This window comes from Planobispora rosea, from assembly GCF_014648175.1.
GTDB lineage: Bacteria > Actinomycetota > Actinomycetes > Streptosporangiales > Streptosporangiaceae > Planobispora > Planobispora rosea.
Window position 1 is genome coordinate 73,405 of the sequence record NZ_BMQP01000014.1, and the last position, 24,965, is coordinate 98,369.

At 72.3% G+C, this 24,965-nt stretch carries 24 protein-coding genes; 10 read left to right on the plus strand and 14 right to left on the minus strand.

The window, feature by feature from the left end:
- Window positions 1–135: 135 nt before the first annotated feature.
- The gene (locus IEZ08_RS16120; RefSeq protein ID WP_068923285.1) at window positions 136–3,459 is read right to left on the minus strand and encodes an acetyl-CoA carboxylase family protein; all 3,324 of its coding nucleotides are present in this window, start codon (window positions 3,457–3,459) and stop codon (window positions 136–138) included.
- Between the two features lie 204 nt (window positions 3,460–3,663).
- Between IEZ08_RS16120 and IEZ08_RS16125 the strand changes: the two genes are divergently transcribed.
- Window positions 3,664–4,557, plus strand: coding sequence for an NAD-dependent protein deacetylase (locus IEZ08_RS16125; protein ID WP_373294356.1), 894 nt, complete (start codon window positions 3,664–3,666; stop codon window positions 4,555–4,557).
- A 94-nt stretch (window positions 4,558–4,651) separates the two neighbouring features.
- Here IEZ08_RS16125 and IEZ08_RS16130 read toward each other — a convergent pair whose 3' ends face one another.
- Window positions 4,652–5,476, minus strand: a complete 825-nt coding sequence (locus IEZ08_RS16130; RefSeq protein ID WP_068923284.1) for an SDR family NAD(P)-dependent oxidoreductase — start codon at window positions 5,474–5,476, stop codon at window positions 4,652–4,654.
- Between the two features lie 199 nt (window positions 5,477–5,675).
- Between IEZ08_RS16130 and IEZ08_RS16135 the strand changes: the two genes are divergently transcribed.
- Together IEZ08_RS16135 and IEZ08_RS16140 are read left to right on the plus strand one after the other, a co-directional pair.
- A complete protein-coding gene (locus IEZ08_RS16135) occupies window positions 5,676–6,884 on the plus strand; it encodes a hypothetical protein (protein WP_068923283.1) in 1,209 nt (402 codons plus the stop codon).
- 277 nt (window positions 6,885–7,161) lie between these two features.
- A complete protein-coding gene (locus IEZ08_RS16140; RefSeq protein ID WP_189242402.1) occupies window positions 7,162–8,022 on the plus strand; it encodes a polysaccharide deacetylase family protein in 861 nt (286 codons plus the stop codon).
- Between the two features lie 49 nt (window positions 8,023–8,071).
- Here the strand turns inward: IEZ08_RS16140 and IEZ08_RS16145 are convergent, their stop codons facing one another.
- On the minus strand, window positions 8,072–8,551 hold the full coding sequence (locus IEZ08_RS16145) for a pyridoxamine 5'-phosphate oxidase family protein (protein ID WP_068923282.1): 480 nt from the start codon (window positions 8,549–8,551) through the stop codon (window positions 8,072–8,074).
- On the opposite strand from IEZ08_RS16145, the gene IEZ08_RS16150 reads away from it, so the two are divergent.
- Window positions 8,550–9,032: a MarR family winged helix-turn-helix transcriptional regulator gene (locus tag IEZ08_RS16150; RefSeq protein ID WP_189242403.1), complete on the plus strand. Its 483-nt coding sequence runs from the start codon at window positions 8,550–8,552 to the stop codon at window positions 9,030–9,032. The genes IEZ08_RS16145 and IEZ08_RS16150 overlap by 2 nt on opposite strands.
- 105 nt (window positions 9,033–9,137) lie before the next feature.
- Complete coding sequence (locus tag IEZ08_RS16155; protein ID WP_373294354.1) at window positions 9,138–10,154, plus strand: zinc-binding alcohol dehydrogenase family protein; 1,017 nt, start codon at window positions 9,138–9,140, stop codon at window positions 10,152–10,154.
- 381 nt (window positions 10,155–10,535) lie between these two features.
- On the opposite strand, the gene IEZ08_RS16160 is transcribed toward IEZ08_RS16155, so the two are convergent.
- Window positions 10,536–10,835 (minus strand): helix-turn-helix domain-containing protein, encoded by a 300-nt coding sequence (locus IEZ08_RS16160; RefSeq protein WP_068923280.1) that lies wholly within the window; start codon window positions 10,833–10,835, stop codon window positions 10,536–10,538.
- Window positions 10,832–11,188: a type II toxin-antitoxin system RelE/ParE family toxin gene (locus IEZ08_RS16165; RefSeq protein ID WP_068923279.1), complete on the minus strand. Its 357-nt coding sequence runs from the start codon at window positions 11,186–11,188 to the stop codon at window positions 10,832–10,834. Before IEZ08_RS16165 ends, IEZ08_RS16160 begins: the two co-directional genes overlap by 4 nt.
- Window positions 11,189–11,674: 486 nt before the next feature.
- On the opposite strand from IEZ08_RS16165, the gene IEZ08_RS16170 reads away from it, so the two are divergent.
- Window positions 11,675–12,022, plus strand: a complete 348-nt coding sequence (locus tag IEZ08_RS16170; RefSeq protein WP_068923278.1) for an ArsR/SmtB family transcription factor — start codon at window positions 11,675–11,677, stop codon at window positions 12,020–12,022.
- Here the strand turns inward: IEZ08_RS16170 and IEZ08_RS16175 are convergent.
- On the minus strand, window positions 12,001–12,216 hold the full coding sequence (locus IEZ08_RS16175; RefSeq protein WP_189242404.1) for a hypothetical protein: 216 nt from the start codon (window positions 12,214–12,216) through the stop codon (window positions 12,001–12,003). The genes IEZ08_RS16170 and IEZ08_RS16175 overlap by 22 nt on opposite strands.
- A 238-nt stretch (window positions 12,217–12,454) precedes the next feature.
- Between IEZ08_RS16175 and IEZ08_RS16180 the strand changes: the two genes are divergently transcribed.
- Window positions 12,455–13,132: a maleylpyruvate isomerase N-terminal domain-containing protein gene (locus tag IEZ08_RS16180; RefSeq protein WP_084780048.1), complete on the plus strand. Its 678-nt coding sequence runs from the start codon at window positions 12,455–12,457 to the stop codon at window positions 13,130–13,132.
- Between the two features lie 124 nt (window positions 13,133–13,256).
- Here the strand turns inward: IEZ08_RS16180 and IEZ08_RS16185 are convergent, their stop codons facing one another.
- From IEZ08_RS16185 to IEZ08_RS16210, 6 genes are read right to left on the minus strand one after another with little or no spacing between them, the layout of a single operon-like run.
- On the minus strand, window positions 13,257–15,914 hold the full coding sequence (locus IEZ08_RS16185; protein ID WP_068923277.1) for a fumarate reductase/succinate dehydrogenase flavoprotein subunit: 2,658 nt from the start codon (window positions 15,912–15,914) through the stop codon (window positions 13,257–13,259).
- Window positions 15,914–16,714: an ABC transporter ATP-binding protein gene (locus tag IEZ08_RS16190; protein ID WP_084780047.1), complete on the minus strand. Its 801-nt coding sequence runs from the start codon at window positions 16,712–16,714 to the stop codon at window positions 15,914–15,916. The genes IEZ08_RS16185 and IEZ08_RS16190 overlap by 1 nt, the downstream gene beginning before the upstream one ends.
- Window positions 16,711–17,580 (minus strand): ABC transporter permease, encoded by an 870-nt coding sequence (locus IEZ08_RS16195; RefSeq protein WP_084780046.1) that lies wholly within the window; start codon window positions 17,578–17,580, stop codon window positions 16,711–16,713. Before IEZ08_RS16195 ends, IEZ08_RS16190 begins: the two co-directional genes overlap by 4 nt.
- Window positions 17,580–19,043 (minus strand): ABC transporter substrate-binding protein, encoded by a 1,464-nt coding sequence (locus IEZ08_RS16200; RefSeq protein WP_203863409.1) that lies wholly within the window; start codon window positions 19,041–19,043, stop codon window positions 17,580–17,582. Before IEZ08_RS16200 ends, IEZ08_RS16195 begins: the two co-directional genes overlap by 1 nt.
- A gap of 14 nt (window positions 19,044–19,057) precedes the next feature.
- On the minus strand, window positions 19,058–19,285 hold the full coding sequence (locus IEZ08_RS16205) for a 4Fe-4S dicluster domain-containing protein (RefSeq protein WP_068923275.1): 228 nt from the start codon (window positions 19,283–19,285) through the stop codon (window positions 19,058–19,060).
- Window positions 19,276–20,094: a GntR family transcriptional regulator gene (locus IEZ08_RS16210; protein ID WP_084780045.1), complete on the minus strand. Its 819-nt coding sequence runs from the start codon at window positions 20,092–20,094 to the stop codon at window positions 19,276–19,278. Before IEZ08_RS16210 ends, IEZ08_RS16205 begins: the two co-directional genes overlap by 10 nt.
- Window positions 20,095–20,505: 411 nt before the next feature.
- On the opposite strand from IEZ08_RS16210, the gene IEZ08_RS40270 reads away from it, so the two are divergent.
- The 3 genes from IEZ08_RS40270 (at window position 20,506) to IEZ08_RS16220 (ending at window position 23,332) form a co-directional block, all read left to right on the plus strand.
- Window positions 20,506–20,640, plus strand: coding sequence for a hypothetical protein (locus IEZ08_RS40270; protein ID WP_268249336.1), 135 nt, complete (start codon window positions 20,506–20,508; stop codon window positions 20,638–20,640).
- Between the two features lie 161 nt (window positions 20,641–20,801).
- Window positions 20,802–21,434, plus strand: a complete 633-nt coding sequence (locus IEZ08_RS16215) for an MFS transporter (RefSeq protein ID WP_084780044.1) — start codon at window positions 20,802–20,804, stop codon at window positions 21,432–21,434.
- Window positions 21,435–21,538: 104 nt separating this feature from the next.
- Window positions 21,539–23,332 carry an HAD family hydrolase gene (locus IEZ08_RS16220; RefSeq protein ID WP_189242406.1) on the plus strand — a complete coding sequence of 598 codons (1,794 nt, stop codon included), beginning with the start codon at window positions 21,539–21,541 and terminating at the stop codon, window positions 23,330–23,332.
- Here IEZ08_RS16220 and IEZ08_RS16225 read toward each other — a convergent pair.
- Both IEZ08_RS16225 and IEZ08_RS16230 read right to left on the minus strand, forming a co-directional pair.
- Window positions 23,298–24,185 (minus strand): sulfotransferase family protein, encoded by an 888-nt coding sequence (locus IEZ08_RS16225; protein ID WP_189242407.1) that lies wholly within the window; start codon window positions 24,183–24,185, stop codon window positions 23,298–23,300. The genes IEZ08_RS16220 and IEZ08_RS16225 overlap by 35 nt on opposite strands.
- Before the next feature lie 55 nt (window positions 24,186–24,240).
- Window positions 24,241–24,918: a hypothetical protein gene (locus IEZ08_RS16230; RefSeq protein ID WP_189242408.1), complete on the minus strand. Its 678-nt coding sequence runs from the start codon at window positions 24,916–24,918 to the stop codon at window positions 24,241–24,243.
- Window positions 24,919–24,965: the final 47 nt, after the last annotated feature.

Genomic DNA, 24,965 nt, shown 5'->3' on the forward strand with positions numbered 1-24,965 from the left:
CGTACAGACGTCACCGGCGCCACCGTGCGGTGGCGCCGGTGACCTGTGTGCGGCGTCTCACCGTGCCGGCGCCGGGCCTTAGGTCCGGTACGCGCCGTATCGGCGCGACCCGCGCCGTACCGGCCGACCGCGCCGTCACCACGAGTCGACGAACAGGCCCTCGGGCGTGCCGGGCGGCACCGGTGAGGCGCGCAGGGCGCGGGTCAGCCACGCCCGTGTCTCCGCGGGGTCGATCACCGCGTCGATCTCCAGGTGCGCCGCGACGTTGACGGCCCGGCCCTGCTCGTAGGAGAGGGCGACCATGCCCTGGAACGCCTTCTCCCGCTCGTCGGGGTCGGCGATGGCCTCCAGCTCGCGCCGCATCGCCAGCCGGACGGCGCCCTCCAGGCCCATGCCGCCGAACTCGCCGGTGGGCCAGGCCACGTTCAGCGCCGGGGAGTGGAACGCGCCGCCCGTCATGGCCTGGGCGCCCAGGCCGTACCCCTTGCGCAGCGTCACGCTGAACAGCGGGACGGTCAGCTTCGCCGCCCGCAGGAACAGCCGGCACACGTGCCGGACGGCCGCCTCCCGCTCGGAGGCGGGCCCGACCATGAATCCGGGCGTGTCGACCAGGGAGAGCACCGGCAGCCGGTGTGCCTCGCACAGGTTGAGGAAGCGGGCTCCCTTGTCGGCGCCCGCCGCGGTGATCGCCCCGCCGAGCACGGCGGGGTCGTTGGCCAGCACCCCGAAAGCACGGCCCTCGAAACGCGCCAGGACGGTGATCATGCCGGGGGCGAAGTCCCTGCGCAGTTCGAGCACCGAACCGGTGTCGGCGAGCGCGTCCAGCACCCGGCGGACGTCGTAGACGCGCTTGCGGTCCTCGGGCAGCAGGAACCGCAGCCCGCGCTGGTCGGCGCAGGACCAGTCGGCGAGGTCGCCCTGGAAGTAGGCCAGGTACCGCCGGGCGGTCGCGACCGCCTCCTCCTCGTCCCCGACCACGATGTCACAGACGCCGTTGGCCGCCTGCACGCTCACCGGGCCGATCTCCTCGGGAGCGTAGGTGCCCAGGCCGCCGCCCTCGATCATGGCGGGGCCGCCCATGCCGATCGTGCTGTCGCGGGTGGCGATGACGACGTCGCAGCAGCCCAGCAGCGCCGCGTTCCCGGCGAAGCAGCGGCCGTTGACGACGCCGACGAGCGGCACACGGCCGCTCAGCTCCGCGAAGCGCACGAACGAGGTGGTGTCGAGGGCCGAGACCCAGGGGGCGTCGGTGTCTCCGGGCCGTCCCCCGCCGCCCTCGGCGAACAGCACCAGCGGCCACTTCCACCGCCCGGCGAGCTCGACGAGGCGGTCCAGCTTGCGATGGTTGTTGTATCCCTGCGTGCCTGCGAGAACGGTGTAGTCGTAGGCGGCCACGGCGCAGGCCGCGCCGGGGCCGAACAGGTCGGCGTTGACCGTGCCGACCCCGGTGATCAGGCCGTCCGCCGGGCTCCGCCGGAGCAGGTCCTCCTCGTCCCGGCGGCGGCGCTGGGCGGCGACGGCGAAGGCGCCGTACTCGTTGAGGCTGTCCGGATCCAGCAGGGCGGCCACGTTCTCACGGGCGGTGCGGTGGCCGAGCGCGCGGCGTCTGGCCACCGCCTCCGGCCGCGCGGAGTCGCGTGTCAGCTCCCAGCGTTCCCGCACCTCGCGCAGGGCGGGACGGATGTGGTCCAGGTCCTGGGAGAGGGGAGCGGCCGTGTCCTGCGCGCTCTCCTGCTCGCCGTACGGCTCCAGGAACAGCACCGGGCGGCCGTCGGCGACCGTGTCGCCGGCCCGGACCGCGAGCTCGCGGACCCGCCCGCTCACCGGGGCCTCCACCGGGAAGCGCATCTTCATGGCCTCCAGGACCGCCAGCGGCTGACCGGCGCGTACGGCCGTGCCCGGTCCGGCCTCGACGGCGATCACGACGCCGGACGTGGGCGCGACGACCGCCACGGTTCCCGGCGGCGCGGCGGCGTCGGGGACATCGGAGGGGTCCGCCGGTCCCCCGGCGGTGTCCGTGGCGAGGTCCTCCGCGGGATCCGGCAGGAAACGTCCTCGCGGCAGCGCCTCCGCGGCGGCGAGCAGTTCGGGCAGGCGCGTCTCCAGCCAGGCCGTCGTCATCCGCGCGTGATGGATCTCCGGCCGGTCGAGTACGGCGCGCAGCAGCGCGATGTTGGTCGTCACCCCTTCGACGCGGAACTCGGCCAGCGCCCGTGCCGCCCGGCGCAGCAGGGCCGGAAGGTCGGATCCGGAGCGGGAGACGACCAGCTTGGCGAGCAGGGGGTCGAATCCCAGCCCGGGAGCGAACCCGGCGCGGACGAAGGTGTCCACCCGCAGGCCGGGACCGCCGGGCGGCTCGAAGGCGCGCAGTGCGCCGCCCGAGACGCTCACCCGTCCGTCGGCCGACAGGCTCTCCATGGTCACGCGCAGTTGGACGGCGGAGGCCGCCGGGGGCGGGAGGGAGGGATCGAGCTGCCCCTCCAGTCCCAGGTCGCCCAGCCCTGCGCCCGCCGCGAGCCGGAGCTGGGCGGCCACGAGATCGACCCCGCTCAGCTCCTCGGTGACGGTGTGCTCGACCTGCAGGCGCGGGTTGACCTCGATGAAGAAGAACTCACCGCCGGGTCCGACGAGGAACTCGACGGTTCCCAGCCCTTCGTACCGGACCTCACCGGCCAGCCGGAGCGCCGCCTCGATCAGCCGCGTCCGCAGGGCGGGATCCAGGGCCGGGGCGGGGGCGAACTCCACGAGTTTCTGGTGGCGGCGCTGGACGGTGCAGTCGCGTTCCCACAGGTGGGCGACCCGGTGGCCGTCGCCGACGATCTGGACCTCGATGTGGCGGGCGTCCTCGACGAGCGCCTCCGCGTACAGGCCGTCCGCGCCGGATGCGGTCCGGGCCTCGGCTCCGGCCTCGGCGTAGGCCGCCGCGAGAGCGGCCCGGTCCCGGACGATCCGGATGCCGCGCCCGCCTCCGCCGGCGAGCGCCTTGACCACCACGGCGCGGCCGGCGAGCGTGTCCATGAACGCCCGGGCCTGCTCCAGTGTGGTGGCCTCCCGGGTGCCCGGGACGACGGGCACCCCCGCCCGATCGGCCAGGGCGCGGGCGGCGGCCTTGTCGCCGAAGACCTCCAGCGTCGCGGGTGCGGGCCCGACGAAGACGACGCCCGCCTCGCCGCAGCGCCGGGCGAACTCGGCGCTCTCACTCAGGAAGCCGTACCCGGGGTGCAGATGCGTCGCCCCGGCCTCGACGGCCGCGCCCAGCACCTTCTCCATGTCCAGGTACGCCGCGGCGCCCAGGCCGGGCAGCGGCCGCGCCTCGTCGGCGTGCAGCACGTGCGGCGAGCGCGCGTCGTCCTCGGAGTGGACCGCGACCGAGCGCCAGCCCAGGTCCGCGGCGGCCCGCGCGACGCGCACGGCCACCTCTCCCCGGTTGGCGATGAACAGCGTCGGGGTGCCGTGCATCGGGCTCCTCACTCCGAGAGCGCCCCCACCCCGTGGACCGGCGGAGTACGCCATGGACCGGCGGACATACCGACCGATCGGTATGTCCGCCGAACATACCATCCTCCCCGGCGTCCCCGGCGTCCCCGGCGTCCCCGGCGCGGCGCGCCCCCCGTTCGGGCCGGAGCAGGTGCGGACGTCGGGCACCATGGACAGGTGGCTCACGTGCTGAACGAGGGTTCCGGTGGCGCGGCCGGCGCATCGCCCGGCCACCCGGGCGTGCTCGACGGCCCGCCGTTGCGGGCGCTGGCCGATCTCGTCGCGGACGGCGAGGTGGTGGTCCTGAGCGGGGCCGGCATCTCCACCGAGTCCGGCATACCGGACTACCGCGGGGAGACCGGCCGCAGGCGGCGGGCCGAGCCGATGACCTACCAGACGTTCGTCGGCAGCCCCGCGGCCCGCCGCCGTTACTGGGCCCGCAGCCACCTGGGGTGGCGGCACATCGCCCGGTCCGTTCCCAACGCCGGTCACCGCGCGGTCACCGGGCTCCAGGAGCGCGGGCTGATCGCCGGGGTCATCACCCAGAACGTCGACGGTCTGCACCAGGCCTCCGGCACCCGGGAGGTGATCGAGCTGCACGGCGGCCTCGACCGCGTGCGCTGCCTCGGCTGCGGCGAGCGCACCTCCCGCGCCCTGCTCGACCAGCGCCTGCGCGTCGCCAACCCCGGCTGGCACGCCGAGGCCGACACGGTCAACCCGGACGGCGACGCCGTCCTCGCCGACGACCTGGTCGGCTCCTTCACCGTCGTGGACTGCCTCGGCTGCGGCGGCCTGCTCAAGCCCGACGTGATCTTCTTCGGTGAGAACGTACCGCGCTCCCGGGTCCAGGCGTGCTACGCGCTCACCGAGCGCGCCGGCATGCTGCTCGTCCTCGGATCCTCGCTGACGGTGATGTCGGGCTACCGGTTCGTCCGGCACGCCGCCGAACGCGCCATCCCCATCGCCATCATCAACCAGGGCCCGACCCGGGGCGACGCCCATGCCCTCCAGGTCCTCGACGCCCCCCTGGGACCGGCCCTCACCGCGCTCCTGTCGGAGCTCGGCCCGGCGGCCCGGTGACGGGAGCGGGATCCGCCCTCGTTCCCCCGATCCGCGCCTGTTCCTTCCATCCGCGCCCGTTGCTCCGGGTCGCCCTCATCCCTCCGGCCCGCGCTCACTCCTTCTCCGGCTCCTCGTCCGGGTCGCCGCCGCCGGGCTCGGCCATCGGGCGGGCCATCCGGGCCTGGGCGGGCTCGGGCATGAGCTTGCCGGCCACGCTCTGCAGCACGTTCTTCTTCGACCCGGCCACCACGTGGTCGTCGCCCTTCATCAGCGCCTCGAACCCCTGGCGCGCCACCTCCGCCGGGTCGTCCTTCTTGCCCGAGCCCACCTTGGTATCCTCCATGTCCGCGCGGCGGAAGAAGTCGGTGTCGGTGGGGCCGGGCAGCAGGGCGGTGACCGTGACACCGGTGTCCTTGAGCTCCTCCCGGATCGCCTCCGAGAAGGAGTACAGGAACGCCTTGGACGCGGCGTACACCGCGTGGAACGGCCCCGGCATCGTGCCGGCGATGGAGGAGGTGAACAGCACCCGGCCCTGACCGCGCTCGACCATGCCGGGCAGCACCCGCTTGGCCAGGTGGACCGCGGAGACCACGTTCAGCTTGAGGAGCTTCAGCTCGGCGTTCAGATCGGTGTCGCGGGCGAAGTCACCGCTGACTCCGATGCCCGCGTTGATCGCGACCGCGTCCACCGGGCGGCCGGACGCGGTGACACGGGTGTAGAACTCCTCGACGCCGTCATAGTGGGCGAGGTCGACGCGCACGCTGGAGACCGTCGCGCCGAGATCCTCCAGGGAACGGGCGGCCTGGACGATGTCCTCGTCCTCCGCAGCGATGACGAGATCGAACCCGTTCCGGGCGAACTGCCCGGCGAGCTCGTAACCGATTCCGCTGGACGCGCCGGTCACAACGGCCAGTGGCCTGGTCCCGGGAACGCTCATGGTCTCTCCTTCACTGTGCTGGCATCGGGAACGGTTCCGTTCCCTTGATCGGGCACATGACGCATCAGGCGGACAGTTCCCCCGGTCGAGCACATGACGCATCAGGCCAGACAAAAGAAGGACAGTCGTGGCAGGTTCAGCCCATGGCACAGGGGTAGGGCAGCGGCACATGCCAGACCGATCGACGAGGAGCGCAGGCATGACCTTCAATCCGCTGCAGGAACGCGGCATCCCTCTGGACCGCCAACTGCGCAACTGGCGCGAGCTGAACGTCGCCCCGATCGATCCCGACCACGCCGATCCGTACACCCGGTGCCGGATCATCGCCCTCAACGGCATCGAGGTCGAGTCGATCATGTTCAGCCACCAGTTCGCCCGCCACTGCCCCGACCCGGCCGTCAAGCAGCAGCTCGCCGAGGTCCGCTACATCGAGGCCCAGCAGCAGAAGGTGGTCAACTGGCTGCTGCCCGGCCTGGCCTCGGTGCTGGAGACGACCATCGCCTACGAGCAGGTCGCCGTGGACCTGACCGCCTGGGTCGCGCGCATGGAGCCCGACCCCTACCTCAAGCAGGCCTACCAGTTCGGCGTGCTGGAGGACTTCGACCACCTGTACCGTTACGCCAACCTGTTCGAGATGATCGAGCACCGCAAGGCGGAGAAGCTCGTCGACGACCTCACCGAGGTCATGCCCGGCCGGCCCACCTACCTGCACCACCGCCATCCGATCGACAACGTGCGCGAGCCGTACGACAAGAACACCACCGACCCGATCTCCAAGCTGCACGCGCTGACCATCATGGCCGCCGAGCAGCAGACCATGAACTTCTACATGAACGTCGGCCCCACCTACATGGAGCCGATCGCCCGCCAGCTGTACCAGGAGATCGGCCTGATCGAGGAGGAGCACGTCACCCACTACGAGTCGCTGGTCGACCCGGGTGAGACCTGGTGGGAGATGCTCCTCAACCACGAGTACAACGAGTGCTACCTGTACCACTCGTTCATGCAGACCGAGTCCGACCCGAAGGTCAAGGCGATCTGGGAGCTCCACCTGAACATGGAGCTGGAGCACCTGCGCCTGGCCGCCGAGCTGTTCAAGCGGCACGACGGACGTGACCCGGAGCAGGTGGTGGCCTCCGCGCTGCCGGCGCCGGTGACCTTCGAGCCGAACAAGGCCTACGTGCGTGAGCTGCTGGCCACGCAGATCGACTACACCACCATCGGCACCGGCTACGTGCAGGAGGCGCACGAGCGCTTCGAGCAGCTGCAGCAGGCCATCCACGGCGGCGACGTCTCCCAGTCGCCCGGTGAGCTGGTCATCGCCGAGAACCGCGACAAGTCCGGGCGTGAGTACCGCCACGAGACCGAGGGCCCGCACCCGGTGCCCAGCCTGCGCGTCAACCGCTGATCCCCTCCGGGGTCGGCCCCCGGAAGGCCGCACGGGCCCGCGCCCCGGCCCGCGGCCTCCCCCGCACCCCGCCGCACACATCGGCCCGCATCCCCCCAGAAGGGGACGCGGGCCGTGTGCTGTGCAGGCGCGGACGAGAAATTTCATCCGAAATCCGAACTCCTCCGAACCACATGTGCGCCGTGAGTGTCGAAATCCCTGGAGCGGTCCACTGAAAGTCCTCTGGAACGGTCCACAGGGGCTGAGCCCACCGGACATGGTGAATGGGGAGAGTTTGATGACGAGCACTGCGAGGTCGCGCCGGTCCGTGGGGGCGAAGGCGAGGCGGGGGGCGGCCGTGACGCTCGCCTCGGCGGGTCTTGCGGCGGTCGCGGCATGCGGCACCGGCACCGGCGCCGGCGACGCCGTCGGGGGTGACGCCGGCGGGAGAACCGGTTCCGCCGGAACCGAGACGCCCACGATCCAGACCGTGCTGCTCGCCGCCGCCGTACGGGCCGCCGGTGAGCACACCGCCGACACGTCCGTCGACTGCCGCAAGGTCAAGTGCGTGGCGCTCACCTTCGATGACGGCCCCGGAGAGTACACCGACGAGGTGCTGAGCCACCTTGCGGCCTACCGCGCCCGCGCCACCTTCTTCGTGGTGGGGCAGAACGTCGCCGCCAATCCCGGCGTCGTCCGGCGGACCGCGAAGGCGGGACACGAGATCGGCAACCACAGCTGGTCCCACCGCAACCTGACCACGCTGTCGGCCGCCGGCCTCCGAGCCGACCTGAACCGCACCAGCCAGGCCATCAAGGCCGCGACGGGCACCGCGCCCAAGGTCATGCGGCCGCCGTACGGGGCCTTCAACGACACCGTCCGGAGGAACTCACCGCTCCCCGTCGTCCTGTGGAGCGTGGACACGGAGGACTGGCGCTACCGTGACAGCGCCCGCGTGGTGCGCAAGGCCAAGAGCGTGGGCCCCGGGGGCGTCATCCTGTTCCACGACATCCACCCGACGACGGTGAAGGCGATCCCGCAGGTGCTGGAGGCCCTCTCCGCGCGCGGCTACCGGTTCGTCACGGTCAGCCAGCTGTTCGGCGGGAAGCCGCCGAAGGTCGTCTACAGCGGCGGCCCCGCGGCCGCCGCGGCTCTCTGACCCGGGTCCGCGCAGCCGTGGGGCCCGGACCCACGCCGCGGACCGCCGGTCACGCGGGACGCTGCCACGCCGCCTTGAGCGTGCTGAGCCGCCAGGGTGTCATTTTGAGTACGGTGATGCGTTCGTCCCGGTGGTCCTCACCGCCCAGGATGCGCGGATCGTAACCGAGCGGCTCGTCGGCGTCCGCGAACAGATCCCACACCTTCCTCCTCGTCGCCTCGTCGTCGGCGAAGGCCGCGTCGCACTCGGCCACCGCCACCTCGTGGGCCGGGTCCCAGTACGAGCACGACACGTACGGACGGCGCGACAGGTGCGCCACCTTGAGCGGAGTGGGCCGGGTGAACACCCATCCGGTGACGCCGTCGCCGGTCCGCTCCCAGTACGGGTGCACCACCCGCGAGCGCGGCCGGCCGCGGCTGTCCACGGTGGCGAGGGTGCACCACACGATGCGGTGGGCGATCCTCACGAACTCGTCGAGCAGCCCGGCGGGCGGAAGGTCGGCGGACGGAGCGCTAGGATTCACAACCATGGTTGTGAATCCTAGCGCGGAGACCCTCGACCTGTCTCTGGTGGCCCTGTTCGCCGGCTGGGCCATGACGGAGGAGGTGCGACGCCGTTTGACGGACGACGGCTTCGGCGACCTGCGCTTCAACGACGGTGTGGTCATCCAGCACCTCCTGCGGGGACCGCTGTCCATCACCGCCCTGGCCGAGCGCATGGGCGTCACTCAACAGGCGGCCTCCAAGACCGCCGCCGACATGGAGCGCCGCGGCCTGCTCACCCGCGAGCCCGCCCCCGGCGACGCCCGCACCCGCCTGCTGGGCCTGACACCGCACGCCACCGCCTCCGTCGAGGCGGCCCGCGCCCACCGTGCCGTGCTGGACGCCGAGCTCGCCGAGCGGTTCGGCGCAGACCGGATCGCCGAGACCCGCGCGGTGCTGGCGGCCGTTCTGGCCCACTTCGACCATGATGACGCCATCCGCCGCCGCCGGGTCCGCCCGCCCGTCTGACCATCCGCTCGGCCCTCTTGCGGCGCGGCGCCGAGGCTGCGGCGATCAGTCCGGAGGAGAGAAGACGTGCCGTGCCGGGTTTTCCGCGTATGTGACGATGGGAAGGTGACGGAGACGATGACCGCCTGGATGGTCCGCCGGCCCGGCCCGGTGGCCACCCGCCCGCTGGAGCGAGTACGGCTTCCCGTGCCCGAGCCCGCCCCCGACGAGGTGCTCGTCCGGGTCGAGGTGTGCGCCGTCTGCCGCACCGACCTGCACCTGGCCGAGGGCGACCTGGCCCCGCGACGGCCCGGTACGGTGCCCGGGCACGAGGTGGTCGGGCACGTCGCGGCCCGCGGCGCCGGAGCCGGCCGGTTCGCCGTTGGGGCGCGGGTGGGCGTGGCCTGGCTCCGCGCCGCCTGCGGCACGTGCCGCTACTGCGCCCGGGGCTCCGAGAACCTCTGCCCGGACTCGCGCTACACCGGCTGGGACGCCGACGGCGGTTACGCCGAGTATCTGACCGTGCCGCAGGACTTCGCCTATCCGCTGCCCGCGGACCAGCCCGCCGAGAAGCTGGCCCCGCTGCTGTGCGCGGGCATCATCGGCTACCGGGCGCTGCTCCGCTCCGACCTGCCGCCCGGCGGGCGCCTGGGCGTCTACGGCTTCGGCGCCTCGGCCCACCTCACCGCCCAGGTCGCCCTCGCCCAGGGCGCCACGCTGCACGTGCTGACCCGCTCCGGGTCCGCCCGCGAACTCGCCCTGGAACTGGGCGCCGCCTCTGCGGGCGACGCCTACGACGCTCCCCCCGAGCCGCTGGACGCCGCCATCCTGTTCGCCCCGGTCGGCGACCTGGTCCCGGTGGCGCTGGCGGCCCTGGAACGGGGCGGCACCCTGGCCGTGGCCGGGATCCACCTCACCGACGTCCCGTCCCTGGTCTACCGGGACCACCTGTTCCAGGAACGCACCCTGCGCAGCGTCACCGCCAACACCCGCGCCGACGGCCACGCCCTGCTGGAACACGCCGCCCGCCACCCGCTGCGCGTCGCCACCACCCCCTACGACTTCGACCGGGCCGACCGGGCCCTGAAAGACCTGGCCGCCGACCGCGTCACCGGCGCCGCCGTCCTCCGCATCGCCGACTGACCGTCCCACCCGCCGGCGACGTCACGACCGTCACTCCGCTCATGAGCGATCCCCTCCGGGGTGTCCTCCGCGCACCACCACACGCACCCACCAATGGGCCCCGCAAGACTGGTGCCGCCGAGCCCGTGGGGCTAGGCAAGCGTCCTCAATGCTCGCCGCCTCCCGGTCCGGGGTTTCCGGAAGTCCGGCAGATCCGCCACAAGCCGCACGGCAAATCTGCCACGGCGCGAGGGGGGACGGTCGCCCTTCCCCATGGGGAGACGCTCGCCCTCCCCCATGGGGGGATGGACTGCATGGCGTGATGTCGGCGTGCCCAGGCGGGAGCGGCCGGTGAATTCGGCATGAAGAAGCCGCGCTCTCGCGAAGGGCGCCAGGCGCTTGTCAGGCGGCCGGAGCTCGCGGCGTCAGGCGGACCTCGAGGTCCGCGTCCAGGGCGCGGGCCAGGCGTTCCAGTACCGGCAGGGTGGGGATGGTGCCGCCGGCTTCGAAGCGCGCCACCGCCGACTGGGTCATGCCGGCCTCCCGGGCCAGGTCGTTCTGGCTCCAGCCGCGTCCCTCCCGCATGGCCCGGACCGCCTTGCCCAGCTCGTAGGCGATGCGCGCGGCCTCGTAGGCCTCGGCCGCACCCGGTTCGGCCATGCGCCGGTCCCGCAGTTCCCGCCAGGTTTCCTGTTCGCTCATACCGCCTCTTCTTCCTCGTCGACGGTGTGCGCCAGCGCGATGCAGCGGCGCATGGCCCGCCGAGCCCGCTTGATCTCCCGATCGTCGCGTGCCCGCGTCTTGGAGAACACAGTCAGCAGCACGATCCGGCGACCGGGCGCGATCCAATAGGTGATGCGCATGGCGAGCTCGTCGAGGTGGAACCGGAGTTCGCGGAGCTTGCCGTCGAGCTGCTTGGTGTAGGGCTTCCCTAACAGGGGCCCTTCCGCCGCGAGCAGATCGACGTAGAAGACCACGCGTGCGAACAACGTCGCAGGCAGGTCCTCAAGCCACGCGCGAACTTCTGGCTCCAGCTCGACAGTACCCCAACTCATAGCATCGATGCTATGAGTGGCGTCACTGTTGCGATGCGCTTTCGCGTAAAGACGCAAAGTAACGATCACCGCTCCGATGCCAACTGGACCGCACAGAGCTTGACGTTGGTACCGCCGAGCCCGTGGGGCTAGGCAAGCGTCCTCAATGCTCGCCGCCTCCCGGTCCGGGGCTTCCGGAAGTCCGGCAGATCCGCCATGGCTTCGTTCGTCGGTTACGGTGCCGGATGCTGCCGATTTCGGGCACTGGCGAGGTCTTGTCGATCCCATCACCCGTGACTTCCGGCACCACCTCTGTTGCGCCGGCTACCGCCTGCCGATGACCAAGCTTCTCGCCCCCCATGGTGACGAGCCGCCACGAGTCAGCGTGCGCTGCCCTCGGCATGAGCCAGCGTTGCCGTGTGACGGTGAGCCGTCGCAGCCACAGCCGCAGGGGGTATGCAATTCCTCTAGTCGACGCTTGATAAAGCGAATGCTTGAATAAGTCGCATGGGAAGCACCCTTGCGGATCAGCAGCTCGATGCTCTGTTCACAGCGCTCAGCGACCGCACCAGACGAGACATCGTGGCCCGGCTGAGCAGGGGCGAGGCGACGGTCAAGGAGCTGGCCGAGCCGTACGCCATGAGCCTGCAGGCCGTTTCACAACACATCCGGGTGCTCGAGCGGTGCGGTCTGATCAGCCAGAGACGGCACCGGCAAACCCGGCCATGTCGACTCGAACCCGCGGCGCTCGATGCCGCGCTGTCATGGATCGAGGAGAGCCGGCGCGTCTGGTCAGAGCGAATGGACCGGCTGGAGACGCATCTCGCCCGCCTTCAGGAGGGTGAGAAGCAGTGAACGGCGACGAACTCATCTACCGGCGGGTCTTGCGCGCACCGCGCGAGCTGGTGTGGCGGTGTCTGACCGAGCCCGCCGAACTTGCGCATTTCTGAGGCCCGAGCGGCATGGCCGCGCCGATCGACGGCATCGTCGTCGAACTCCGTCTCGGTGGCCGCTTCGAGACCCTGATGCTCGGCGAGCAGGGCAGCCATCGGATGGTCGCCACCTTCACCGAGGTCGTCCCGCCCGAGCGACTGGCCTGGGTGGAGCCGACGACCGGGATGCACACCATCAGCACGCTGACGACCTCGGCGACGGCACGACCGCAGTCGTCATCCGTCAGCGGAACGTGCCCGAGCCGATGCGCACGCCCCAGGCCCGCGTCGGCTTCCTCACCTCCCTCGACAAGTTCGAGCAGCACCTGAGCCACCTGATGCGGGGAGACCGATCGTGACCGACCCTCAGCACTGGGTGGCGCACACCTACACGGGGCTCGCCGACCTCCTCACCGCCACGGCCGCCGACACCTGGAACGCCCCCTCCCTGTGCGAAAAACGGCTGGTGCGCCATGTGATCGCACACGTGACGATGCCGGTGCGGCTGACCGCCGAGCGGTTCGGCGCCGAGATGGCGGCGGCCGGCGGCGACTTCACCATGCTTTCCGACACCGTGGCCGCGCGGGACGCTTCACTGCCCGTCGCCGACCTGCTCGACCAGCTCCGATCACCGAGACTGCACGGCTGGCAGCCGCCGGGCGGCGGTGCGGCCGGTGCGGCCGGTGCGCTCAACCATGCCGTCATCCACTCCCTGGACGTGACGATCGCGCTCGACCGGCCCGCGGTCGCATCGGCACAGGCGATAACCGCCGCCCTCGACCAGCTCACCGCCAGCAACGGCACCTGGTTCGGGGGCGATCTGACCGGTGTGCGGCTCGAAGCCGCCGACACCGATTGGAGCTGGGGAGACGGCCGGCTCATCCGCGCCGACAGCCGTGCCCGTCTTCGCGCGGACCGGGTCTGGACTCCGGCCGCTCCGCCGCGACCTGCTCCGCAGGCGCGCGCGATGGGCGGTCCTGCGGGGAGGAGCCGAACCGGATCGACCACGGAGAAGGTGTCGGGGCGGCGATGACGGTGAGGATGAACTCACGGGAGCGGCTCAGCCGGGGCTGGGATCCCGTACGAGCCGATCGCGGTACCGCATGCCTGTCCGGTGAGTTGTCCGCGCCCGAACCGACCCCCGGCGGCGCCGACTCTCAGCCGGGCAGGAACCGGCGGGCGTAGGCGCGGACGTCGGCGTCGGCGTCGGACAGGGCGCCGCGCAGTGCGGCGGCGACCTCCGGCCGGGTCGCCCACGGGCCCAGCGCGAGCACGGCCGCCTTGCGCACGTCGAGGTTGCCGTCTCCCAGCGCAGTGATGAGCGGTCCGGCCGCGTCCGCCGGATCGCCCGCCCCGAGGCACCGGGCCGCGCCGGTCCGCACCTGCCACGCGGGGTCCTCCAGTGCCCGCACTGCCCGGGCGAGCAGGGGCGATCCGGTGGCGCCGGAGGACTCCAGGGCGGCGGCCCGGACGAGCGGATCGGGGTCGTCGGCGAGCTCCGCCAGCGCCGCGGAGGGTTTGCCGATCGTGCCCAGGCCCGTGGCGACCCGGACGCGGACCTCACGGGAGGCGTCACCTGCCGCGGCCGCCACCAGATCGCTCTCGTCCAGGGAGACCAGGCCCCGGATCGCCTCGATGCGCACCCGGTGGTCGGCGTCCCGCACGCCCGTGGCGAAGGTCTCCGGCGTCCCCAGGCGCAGCGCCCGCAGTACGTCCAGGACGGTGCTCCGGACCGCGGCGTCGGGGCTGTCCGCCCGCGCGGCGAGGTCCGCGCCGAGTGCGGGGGTGGCGGGCAGCACCTCGACCAGCTCGCGCAGGCCGCTCGCCGCGGCGCGCCGTACCGTGCCGTGGTCGTCGGCGAGCGCGGCGGCCAGCGCCCCGCCCGCGCCCTCCGGGGCGCTCTCGGTGAGCGCCGCGATCGCCGCCCGGCGCACCTTGGGGTCGGGGTCGGCGAGGTAGGGAGCGAACCGGTCCAGGGACGGCTGCTCCTCGGTGAGGCGGTGCAGCTCCAGGATCCGGGGGGAGCGCCCGACGGTGGCCCGGCCGGTGCGGGCCGTCTCGGTCCGGCGCACCGCGGCGCTGGTGTGGGCACCGACGAGTACAGGTTCCGCCCGGACCGGCTGGAACTCCTCGACGGGCACCAGGTACGGCTCGACGGGGCGCTTGAGGAACTCCATCGCGCCGTCGGGCCGCCTGCGCAGGTTCAGGTGGAACAGCCAGGAGGCGTCGTCCCGGGCGGGCAGGTCGGCCCGCTCGTGGTAGAGGCCCCAGCGGCTCTCGGTCCGAACCAGCGAGGAACGGGCGGCCATCTCCGCGCAGTCGCGGATGAAGTCCACCTCCGCGCAGCGCATCAGCTCGTGCGGGGTGCGCGCGCCCATCGAGGCGATCTCCTCACGCATGCGCTCGAAGGACTCCAGTGCGATCTCCAGCTTGGCGCCGGTCTTGGGCGGGGCGACGTAGTCGTTGACGAAGCGGCGCAGCTTGTACTCGACCTGCGGCTGCGGCGGCCCGTCGGGGTTGCGCAGCGGGCGGTAGACGAGCTCGTGGGCCGCGGTGACCTGGTCCTCGGGGAGCGTCTGCGGGACGGCGTGGCAGGCGGCGGCGTGGGCTCCGGCGAGGTCGCCGAAGACGAACGCCCCGATCATGTAGTTGTGCGGCACGCAGGCCAGGTCGCCGGCCGCGTACAGGCCGGGGACGGTCGTGGCGCCGTTCTCGTCCACCCACACGCCCGAGGCCGAGTGGCCTCCGCACAGGCCGATCTCGGAGATGTGCATCTCCACGTCGTGGGTGCGGTAGTCGTGGCCGCGTCCGGCGTGGAAGGTGCCCCGGGTGGGCCGCTCGGTGGAGTGCAGGATGTTCTCCACCGCGGTGACCGTCTCGTCGGGCAGGTGGGAGAGCTTGAGATAGATCGGGCCGCGGGCGGAGGCGATCTCGGCGGCGACCTCTGCCATCATCTGGCCCGACCAGTAGTCGGAGTCGACGAACCGCTCCCCCCGGTTGTTGACCTGGTAGCCGCCGAACGGGTTGGCGACGTAGGCGCAGGCAGGGCCGTTGTAGTCCTTGATCAGCGGGTTGATCTGGAAGCACTCGATGCCGCTGAGCTCGGCACCGGCGTGGTAGGCCATGGCGTAGCCGTCCCCGGCGTTGGCCGGGTTCTCGTAGGTCCCGTAGAGGTAGCCGCTGGCCGGCAGGCCGAGCCGCCCGCAGGCGCCGGTGGCCAGGATGACCGCCCCGGCCCGCACGGTGACGAACCGCCCGCTGCGCGTGTCGAACCCGGCCGCGCCCACCGCCCGGCCGCCCTCGGTCAGGACCCGGACCGGCATGACCCGGTTCTCGATCCGGACCCTGTCGCGGATGTCGCGGCGGCGCAGCACCCGGTAGAGGACCTTCTTGACGTCCTTGCCCTCGGGCATGGGCAGCACGTAGCTGCCGGAGCGGTGCACGCGGCGGACGGCATACTCGCCGTACTCGTCCTTCTCGAACTTCACGCCGTAGCCTTCGAGCCTGCGGACCATGTCGTGGCCGCGGGTGGCGGTCTGGTAGACGGTCTTCTGGTTGACGATCCCGTCGTTGGCCCGGGTGATCTCGGCGACGTAGTCCTCGGGGACGGCCTTGCCGGGGATCACGGCGTTGTTGACCCCGTCCATGCCCATGGCCAGGGCTCCGCTGTGCCGTACGTGGGCCTTCTCCAGCAGCAGCACCCGGGCGCCGCGCTCGGCCGCGGTGATCGCGGCCATCGTGCCGGCGGTCCCGCCGCCGACGACGAGCACCTCGCACTCCAGTTCGAGGCGGTCCTCGATCGGGGGGATCTCCATCACAGCTCCTCGATGATGCGTTCACGCAGATTCGTACGGGCGGCCTCCCCGGCGGGTACGTCCAGGACGGCCCGCACCCCGGTCCGGCCCGGCTCTCCGGTACGGCCCAGCACCGCCACGCGGTCGGCCAGCAGCAGCGCCTCGTCCACGTCGTGGGTGACGAACACGACCGTCGCGGCGGTGTCACGCAGCACGTCCAGCAGCAGGCGCTGCATCCCGGCGCGGGTCTGCGCGTCCAGCGCTCCGAACGGCTCGTCCATCAGCACCGCGCGCGGCGCTCCGACCAGGGCACGGGCCAGCTGCACCCGCTGGCGCATGCCGCCGGACAGTTCACGGGGCAGGTGCCCGGCGAACCCGCCCAGCCCGACCTTCTCGATCCACTCCTGCGCGACCCGCCCGCGCTCGCCCCGGGGCACGCCCCGGATGCGCAGCGGCAGCTCGACGTTGCGCCGGACCGAGCGCCACGGCAGCAGCCCGTCGTCCTGGAAGACCATCGCCCGGTCCGCCGAGGGGCCGGTGACCTCCTCGCCTCCGGCGAGCACCCGGCCCCCGCGGGGCGGGAGCAGCCCGGCCAGGGCGCGCAGCAGCGTGGACTTCCCGGAGCCGGAGGCGCCCACGACGACCAGGACCTCGCCGGGAGCGACGTCCAGCTCGACGTCCCGCAGCACCGCGTCCCGGCCGTAGCCGAGACCCGCCCGCTCCAGCCGGAAGGCGAGACCCGTACCGCCCGCGTGCCGGGCGCCGTTCGCCGTCACACCGCCCGCCGGTCGTCCGGCGGCGCTCTCCGTGACCGACGTCATCTCCCGCTCCCTTCCGCTCGGGGCAGCCAGCGGGTGGCCCGCCGCCCGATCAGTTCGATGGCGGCCGAGGTCAGCCAGCCGAGGACGCCGATGGTGATCATTCCGACGATCACCCCCGGGTAGTCGACGACCGTGTAGGCGTGCCAGGTCCGGTAGCCGACCCCGAACTCGCCGGAGATCATCTCGGCGGAGATCACACAGATCCACGCCACGCCCATGCCGACCGAGAGCCCGCCGAAGACGCCCGGCAGGATGCCGGGCAGGACGACGTTCCACAACACGTGGCGGCGGGTCCCGCCGAGGGTCCTGACCGCCTCCTCCCAGATCGTCGGCAGAGCCCGTACGGCGTGCCGCGTGCTGACCGTGATCGGGAAGAAGGCCGCGGTGAAGGTGATGAAGACGATGCCCTGCTCGTCGGTGGGGAAGAGCAGGATCGCGATCGGCACCAGGGCGATGGCGGGGATCGGCCGGACCGCCTCCAGCAGCGGCAGCAGCACGTCTCCGGCGCGCCGGGAGCGGGCGACCAGGATGCCCGTGGTGATCCCGGCGACCGCGGCGAGGCCGAAGCCGGTGAGGATGCGGATCAGGCTCTGCAGCAGGTCGAGATGGTAGAGCGAGGTCGTCAGCTGCGCGCCGAACCGCTCGGCGATCTCGCCGAGTGTGGGAAGGCGGTCGAAGCGCAGCCAGAGGCGGGCGTCGGCGGCGGTGAGCACCTGCCAGAACCCGGCCGCGGCCAGCAGGGAGGCCGCCCGGATCCCCCACCGGAGCGCGGTCCGGCCGCCCGCCGTCCCCCGGGGACCGGCCGGGTCCGCGGCCACGTCCGTATCCGGCGGCGAGGAGGGGGCCAGCGTCGGGGAGCCGGCCATCACGCGCCGTCCTTCTCCGCGCCGTCCTTCTCCGCGCCGTCCTTCGCGGCGGCCTTCAGGGCGTCGTCGTAGGAGACGGTCCTGGCGCCGCGGTGGGCGTCGAGGTAGGCCTCGGCCCCGTCCTCGGTGGTGAAGGGCAGGAGGCGGGCGTTCTCCTCCGCGTCCGGATCCTCGACCCAGAACGCCCGGTCGGCGAACCAGCGGGTGCCGGTGGCGGCGTCGGGCACGTAGGCGGCGCGGACGTCCGCCGCCCCGTCCGCCTCCGCCTTCGCGATCCCGCGGAGCAGGCAAGTGGGGGTCGCCGCGGGACGGGTGGTCTCCTCACCGGCGAGCCAGAGTTCGGAGGCGGTGGCGGGGTCCCTCACCGGGATCCCGCAGACGGGGTCGTCCCCGGTGATCGCGGCGGGGTTGACGGTGGAGGCGGTGTCGGCGTCGTAGGCCGGGCCGTACGCCTTGCGCAGGTAGGAGTCGTTGACGAAGCGGGACAGGTCCACCCCGGAGAAGCCGTCGCCGATGCGCTTGAGGTAGGGCACGTCGTGCTCGTGGGCGGCCCGCAGCTGCGGCTTGAGGGTGACGTCGAAGGTGGAGATGCCGCCGGGGCCGTTGTAGAGGTAGACCACCTCGGCCGGGAGCCCGGTCTCCTTCGCGACCGACTCGGCCGCCTCCAGCGGGTGCTCGTGCAGGTAGCGGGTGGCGTCGATCTGCGCCTTGAGGAACGCGTCGACGACCTCGGGGTGCTCCGCGGCATAGGCCGCGCGCACCACGGTGCCGTGGAAGGTCGGCACGTCCAGGGAGGCGCCGTCGTAGAGCAGCCGGGCCTTGTCCTGGAAGACCAGCAGGCCGGGCCAGGCGACGAACTGGGCGTAGCCCTGGACGGTCCCGGCCTCCAGCGCGGAGGCGCCGACCGGCGGCTGCTGGTTGACGGTCTCGACGCCGTTCACCGGGTCGATCCCGGCCTTCTCCAGCGCCTGGACCAGGGTGCCGTGCCCGGCGGAGCCGACGCTGGCGGAGATCTTCTTCCCCTTGAGGTCGGCGAGGGTCCTGGCCTCGGAATCCTTCGCGACGACGACCATGTTGAGCGCGCCGCGCAGGTTGTAGCCGGTGACGGCGACCAGTTCGGTGCGGGCCTCCTCGGCGCCCTGCGTGCGGGAGGCGTTGATCAGCAGCGGGTAGTCGCCCATCGAGCCGATGTCGACCTTCCCGGCCACCATCTTCGCGGTGATCGGCGCGCCGGTGTCGTGGTCCTGCCACTCGACGGTGTACTCGTCGCCGAGCCGCTTCTCCAGGTAGCCCAGCGAGCGCAGCAGCGTGCCCGCGGTCACGGTGTTGATCGTCTTGGACTGGTAGCCGATGACGACCCGGGTCTTCCCGGCGCCGCCGTCACCGCCCGCGGCACCGGCGACCGAGCAGCCCGCGACGGCCAGCAGCAGGGCGGCCGCGACCACCGCACGGAGGGGGTTCATCTTCGCAGGACCCTTCATCGCAGCAGGTAGGGGATGTTGATGGTGACCGCGTCCACGGGGCAGCGGGCGGCGCAGGGGCCGCAGTACCAGCACTCGTCGACGTACATGTAGGCCTTGCCGGTCTCGTCGCTGATGGCGAGCGAGTCGAGCGGGCATGCTTCGACGCAGAGCGTGCAGCCGTCGATGCACAGGGCCTCGTCGATGGTCACCGGGACCTCGACGCGCTGGGTGATCAGGGGCATGTGTTCTCCTCGGTGGCCTCGCGGGCCTCGGGGGCGTCAGGGGCCCGGGTGTCCTCGACGTCGCGGCGCAGATGACCGCGCATGGCCAGGCGGTCGCCGCGGAAGCGGACGAACTCCAGGTCGACCGGGCGCCCGTCGGCCAGGTGGGTGAGCCGCTCGATCATCAGGAGGGCGGCTCCGCGCGGGGCGTCGAGCACGGCGGCGGTGTGGGCGTCGGCGCTGACGGCCTCCACGGTGAGCTCCGCCGTGCCGAGCGGCTGCCCGGTGATCCGCTCCAGCAGCACGAAGATGTCGTTGCGCTCCAGGTCGGCGTCGAACAGCGGCTCCCCGACGTCCCGGACGAGGTAGGTCAGGTCGAGCGAGAGCGGCAGCCCGTTCAGGCGGCGCAGCCGTTCCAGGTAGACGACCGGCTCCCCGGTCGCCACCCCGAGCCTGCGCCCGACCGCGGCGGGCGGCTCGATGAGGCCCATGGTGCGGACCTCGTTGCTCACCTCGCCGTGCTCGTGGAGCGTCTCGGCCAGCCCGAGCAGCCGGTGCAGGCCGTGCGGGTACTTCCCGGCGGCGACCGTGGTGCCCACCCCGGGGCAGCGCTCCACGAGGCCCTCGCCGCGCAGCAGGTCCAGCGCCTCACGCACGGTGTTGCGCGAGGCGCCGAACTCGCGGGCGAGCGCCGCCTCCAGGGGCAGCCGGCCCCGGCCGTACCCGCCGTGCACGATCTCCCGGCGGAGCAGGTCGGCCACCTGCCTGGCCCGGTCGGCCCTGCTCCGCCGTGCCCCGCCCGCGGCGGATACGGCCGCCGTCTTCCCCATGCCCGCCTCCCGACGTCGCCGGCGTGATGACGGGCATAACCCTACTCAACCAGTAGGGATACTGGAATAACGGGAAGATTGCGCCATCCACGATCCCGCTCGCACCGCTCCGACCTGCGGTTGAACGGAGGAGGCGGCGAGACCCGCCAGCAGACCCGCCAGCAGGCCGGCCCCTGAGCCGCGGCGGGCCCGACCTGGAGGCCCTGACCTGGAGGCAAGCTTCATGTATTTCCTATTGATTTATAGGGTAATTTGGCTCAAGTTCGGGGATGTGAGCAGCGAGCTTCTGACCGCGCGCCGCCACGTCGACCTCCGGCGGCCGGGGATCGGTCCCATGAGCACGGGCGGGGCCCTGGGGGGTGCCCCCGCCCGTTTCCCCAGGGGATCCGCGTGGCCGCGGAAAGGCACTTCGTGAGTGAGCAAGATCTGACAGCGGGCGGCGAGAGTCGTACCACGTTCACCGAGGACCGGGCGTCCGCCGTTCTCAGCGTCGTCGCCCCGGGGCTCGCCTCCCCGCTGTTCAGCGGTCTCACCGTTGTCGGCTGATCCCACGGTGACGGCGGGACCGGCCGGAACGGATGAGACGGCGGCGCCCCGCGCGTCCCGCACCGGGCGGACCAAGATGTTCCTCCTGCTCGGCGCGGTGACCTCGATAGGCCCGCTCGCCATCGACCTCTACCTGCCCGCGCTCCCCCAGCTCGCCGGCGATCTGGACACGAGCGCCGCCGCGGACCGGCACCGCTCCCGGCGCGGTTCTGCGATCACTCGCCGCGGTGGCCCGGCACCGGACCTTCGCCGTCCTCACCCTGACCGCGGCCTTGTCCAGCGGTGCGATGTTCGGCTACATCTCCGGCGCCTCCTTCGTGCTGCAGGAGGGATACGGGCTCTCCCCGCAGGGCTTCAGCCTGCTGTTCGGCGTGAACTCGGCCGGAATGATCATCACCGGGCAGCTGGCCGGCCGGCTCGCCGGACGCGTCCCGATGCGCCGCCTGCTCGCGATCGGGCTCGCGCTGTCGGGTACCGCCGGAGTGCTGCTGCTCGTGGCCGCCCTCGCCGGCCTCGGCCTGCCCTGGGTGACGTCCGCCCTGTTCCTGATGACCTCGGGACAGGGGATGATCTACCCCATGGCCCTGACCCTGGCCATGTCCAGCCAGCCCACCTTCCGCGCCGGGAGCGCCTCGGCCCTGTTCGGCCTGGTGCAGTGGATCGTCGGCGGGCTCACCGGGCCGATCGCGGGCGCCTTCGGCACGCACACCCTGCTGCCGCTCGCCGTCACCATCGCGGCCCTGAGCCTGAGCGCCTGCCTGTCGGGAGGCGTCCTGCTGAGAAGGGTCCACTGAGATCGTTACCGCCTTCCGCGGAAGCGGCGGGCGAGGGTTAAGCGTTCCCCAGGAATCCACCTTCCCGTAAGAGAGGTCCCGGCCGTGCGGGTAAGCGATCCGGTATGCGCTATCACGCTCTGGTCTGCGGCTACGACGGCACACTGTCTACGGACGGCCGGGTCGGCGACAGCACCGTGGCCGCCCTTGAGCGCCTCGTGCGGTCGGGGCGGCGGCTGATCATGGTGACCGGCCGGGACATGGACGGGCTCACCTCCGTCTTCGACCGGCTCGACCTGTTCGAACGGATCGTCGCCGAGAACGGGGCCGTCCTGTACGACCCGGCCCGGCAGGAGGCCACCGTGCTGGCCGAGCCTCCGCCCGCGGAGTTCGCCGACCGCCTGCGGCGGGCCGGTGCGCGACCGCTCAGCGTCGGCGAGGTTGCCGTCGCCACCCGGGAACCCCATGGCGGGACCGTCCTGGACACGATCCGCGACCTCGGCCTCGAACTTCAGGTGATCTTCAACAAGGGGGCGGTGACGGTCCTGCCGTCCGGCGTGAACAAGGCCACCGGCCTGGCCGCCGCCCTCGACGCGCTCGGCCTGTCGCCGCACAACACCGTCGGCGTCGGCGACGCCGAGAACGACCACGCTCTGCTGTCCGCCTGCGAATGCCCGGTGGCCGTCGCCGACGCCGTACCCGCGATCAAGGAGCGCTGCGACGTGGTGACCGACCGGCCGGGCGGGGACGGCGTCACCGAGCTCATCGACCGGATCCTCGATGACGACCTCGCCGACGTCGACCCCGGGCGCCGCCACCTGCCGCTCGGCACCGCGGAGGGCGGGGAACGGGTGCGGCTGGCGCCGTACGGCACGCGACTGATGATCGCCGGCCCCTCCAACAGCGGCAAGTCCACGACCGCGGCCGCCCTGCTGGAACGCGTCTCCAAGGCCGGTTACCAGTTCTGCCTGATCGACCCCGAGGGGGACTACACCGACGGGATCGGGGGCGCCATCGTGCTGGGCGACGCCCGGCGCGCGCCCACCGAGGAGGAGATCCTCCAGGTGCTCGAGAAACCGGCGCAGAGCGTCGTGGTCAGCCTGCTGGGCGTGCCGCTGGACGACCGGCCGGGATTCTTCGAGGCGTTCCTGCCGCGGCTGTCGGCGGTGCGCGCCCGGCAGGGCCATCCCCACTGGCTGATCGTCGACGAGGCCCACCACATGCTGCCCCAGGGGTTCGGGACGGAGTCGGTGGAGCTGCTGGGCAAGGTCGGCGGCCTGCTGCTGGTCACCGTCCATCCGTCCCTGGTCAGCGAGCCGGTCCTGCAGGCCCTGAACGCGGTCGTCGCGGTGGGGGAAGACCCGGCCGACGTCCTGACCACCTTCGCCTCCGCCGTCGGGCGGGACGGAGTCCGCTCGGACCTGCCCGGCGACCTGGCCACGGGAGAGTTCCTCCTGTGGCGGCCGGCCGGCGAGCCGGTCCGGGCCCGGCTGATACCGCCGGAGGGCGAACGTCAGCGGCACCTCCGCAAGTACGCGGCCGGTGAGCTGGGGGAAGAGGACAGCTTCTACTTCCGCGGCCCGGACGAGGCGCTGAACCTGCGGGCGGGCAACCTGACGGCGTTCTGCCACATCGCCGACGGGGTCGACGACGGCACCTGGGAGCATCACCTGCGCCAGGGGGACTACTCACGCTGGCTGGCGGAGAACGTCAAGGACGAGGAGCTGGCCGCCGAGGTCGCCGAGATCGAGCAGGAGGCCGGAAAATCCGGAGGGGCCGGGCGGGAAGGCGGCGGATCGGCCGCCGAGACCAGGCGGCGGGTGCGCGAGCTCATCGAGAACCGCTACACCGCCCCCGCCGAACCGGGCGGAGGCGCGGGTCACCTCAGAGGTAACGCCACTGGGCGCAGATCTCCCTGAACTCCTCGGGCACCTCGTCGGGTGAGGGCAGCGGCCGGCCCCGTACGACCGTGCCGCTGCGGATCTTCTCCCGCCAGTCGCCGATGCCCTTGACGAACCCGCCGTGGTCCTTGTTCCCGTACTCCAGCATCTCGGGCTCCCACTCGACTCCGAGGAACGCGCAGAGCCGTCGCAGCTCGGTCTCGGGGTCGGCGACCAGCGCCTCGTACCTGACGGTCACACCGTCCAGATGGGTGCGGGCCTCCTGCAGGTAGGTCATGTAGCTCAGCGTCCGCGGTACGGCCTCCTCCAGCGGGCGGTTCTCCGGGTCGCCCTCGTGCCACGACTGCATGATCGACACCGGGTGACGGAGCAGGAAGATGAAGCGGGCGTCCGGCCAGCAGGCCGAGATGCGCCGCCAGGCGAACACGTTGCTCGGCGTCTTCTCCACCAGGATCGGCTTGCCGCTGCGGGCCAGCTCGCGGTGGAGCATGCGGTCCCACACGATGTGCTCGATGTCGCTGTGGGTGTGGCCGAGCAGTTCCATGGCCTGCCGTACCGGATCGGTCGGCAGGCCGACGGTCAGCCGCCGGAAATGCGTCTCGATGGGCGAGTGGATCCGTGAGTGGCTGTTCAGCAGGACGCGCAGCAGAGTGGAGCCGGACCGTACGGACGACAGCAGGAAGACCGGCTCGCGCAGCAACCGGTCGTGCGCGGGGTCGACGGGCGGGCGCACCACGTCACCGGGGAGCCGTACCGTCTCCGGCGGAGGCGACGGAGGCGACGGGGCCGGCCGGGGGGTTCGCGTCACCCGTGTCAACGTGTACCCCGTCAGCCCTCCGAGCGTGGCGTTGGCCCGATATTTCCAGCTCATAGACGGCAAACGTAGACAGGGACGGTGAACCCCGAGTTAACCGGCGCTGCGAGAATCATCCGCCGTCCCGTGCCCGTCGGCGCCCGAGAAGCCTCCACCCGGTGAGAACGGCCGCGGCGATCCCCACGGTCACGCCGATCGGGACCCATGGGATCTCCGTCCCGGTGCCGCCGGGGGCACCGGCCACGGGAGAGGCGGCGGGCGTGACCACCGGAGAGTCCTGCGAGGCGGGCGGTGGTGTGGCCGTACCGAGCGCGGAGAGAAGTTCCCCGGAGAGCGCTTCGTCGTCGCCGGACACGTCCTCTCGGCGGAGCGGCCGGTCACCGGGGAGGACCGGCCGGTTCCCGGCGCACAGCGAGGTCGTCAACGCGACTCCGGGATCGCCTCCCACCAGGTTGGACACCTTGTCCGAGGCCAGTACCAGGTAGCGGGAGCCGATCGTGAAGGCGTACCCGCACGCGGCCCCGTCGGCGTTGCTCACCACCTCGAACTCGGCGGCCGGTGCTCCCTTGTAGACCTGGTCGGCCCGGAAACGGTAGACGACCGGCGGCGGAGGGCCGGACGAGCCGCCCGGGGCCCGGCGGGCGCTCACCACCGTCCCGGTGAAGGCGGCCGTCGCCGTCCCCACCTGCTCGGTCGGCGTCAGTTCCGCACAGCTGCACGCGCAGGCCGTACCGGGAACGGCCACGGCGGCGGCCAGGATCAGGAGAACGACGAACAGCCGGTGTCTCATGCCCCTCATGACGCGTATGCGGCATCGGCGGTTCGATGCCGGCGGGG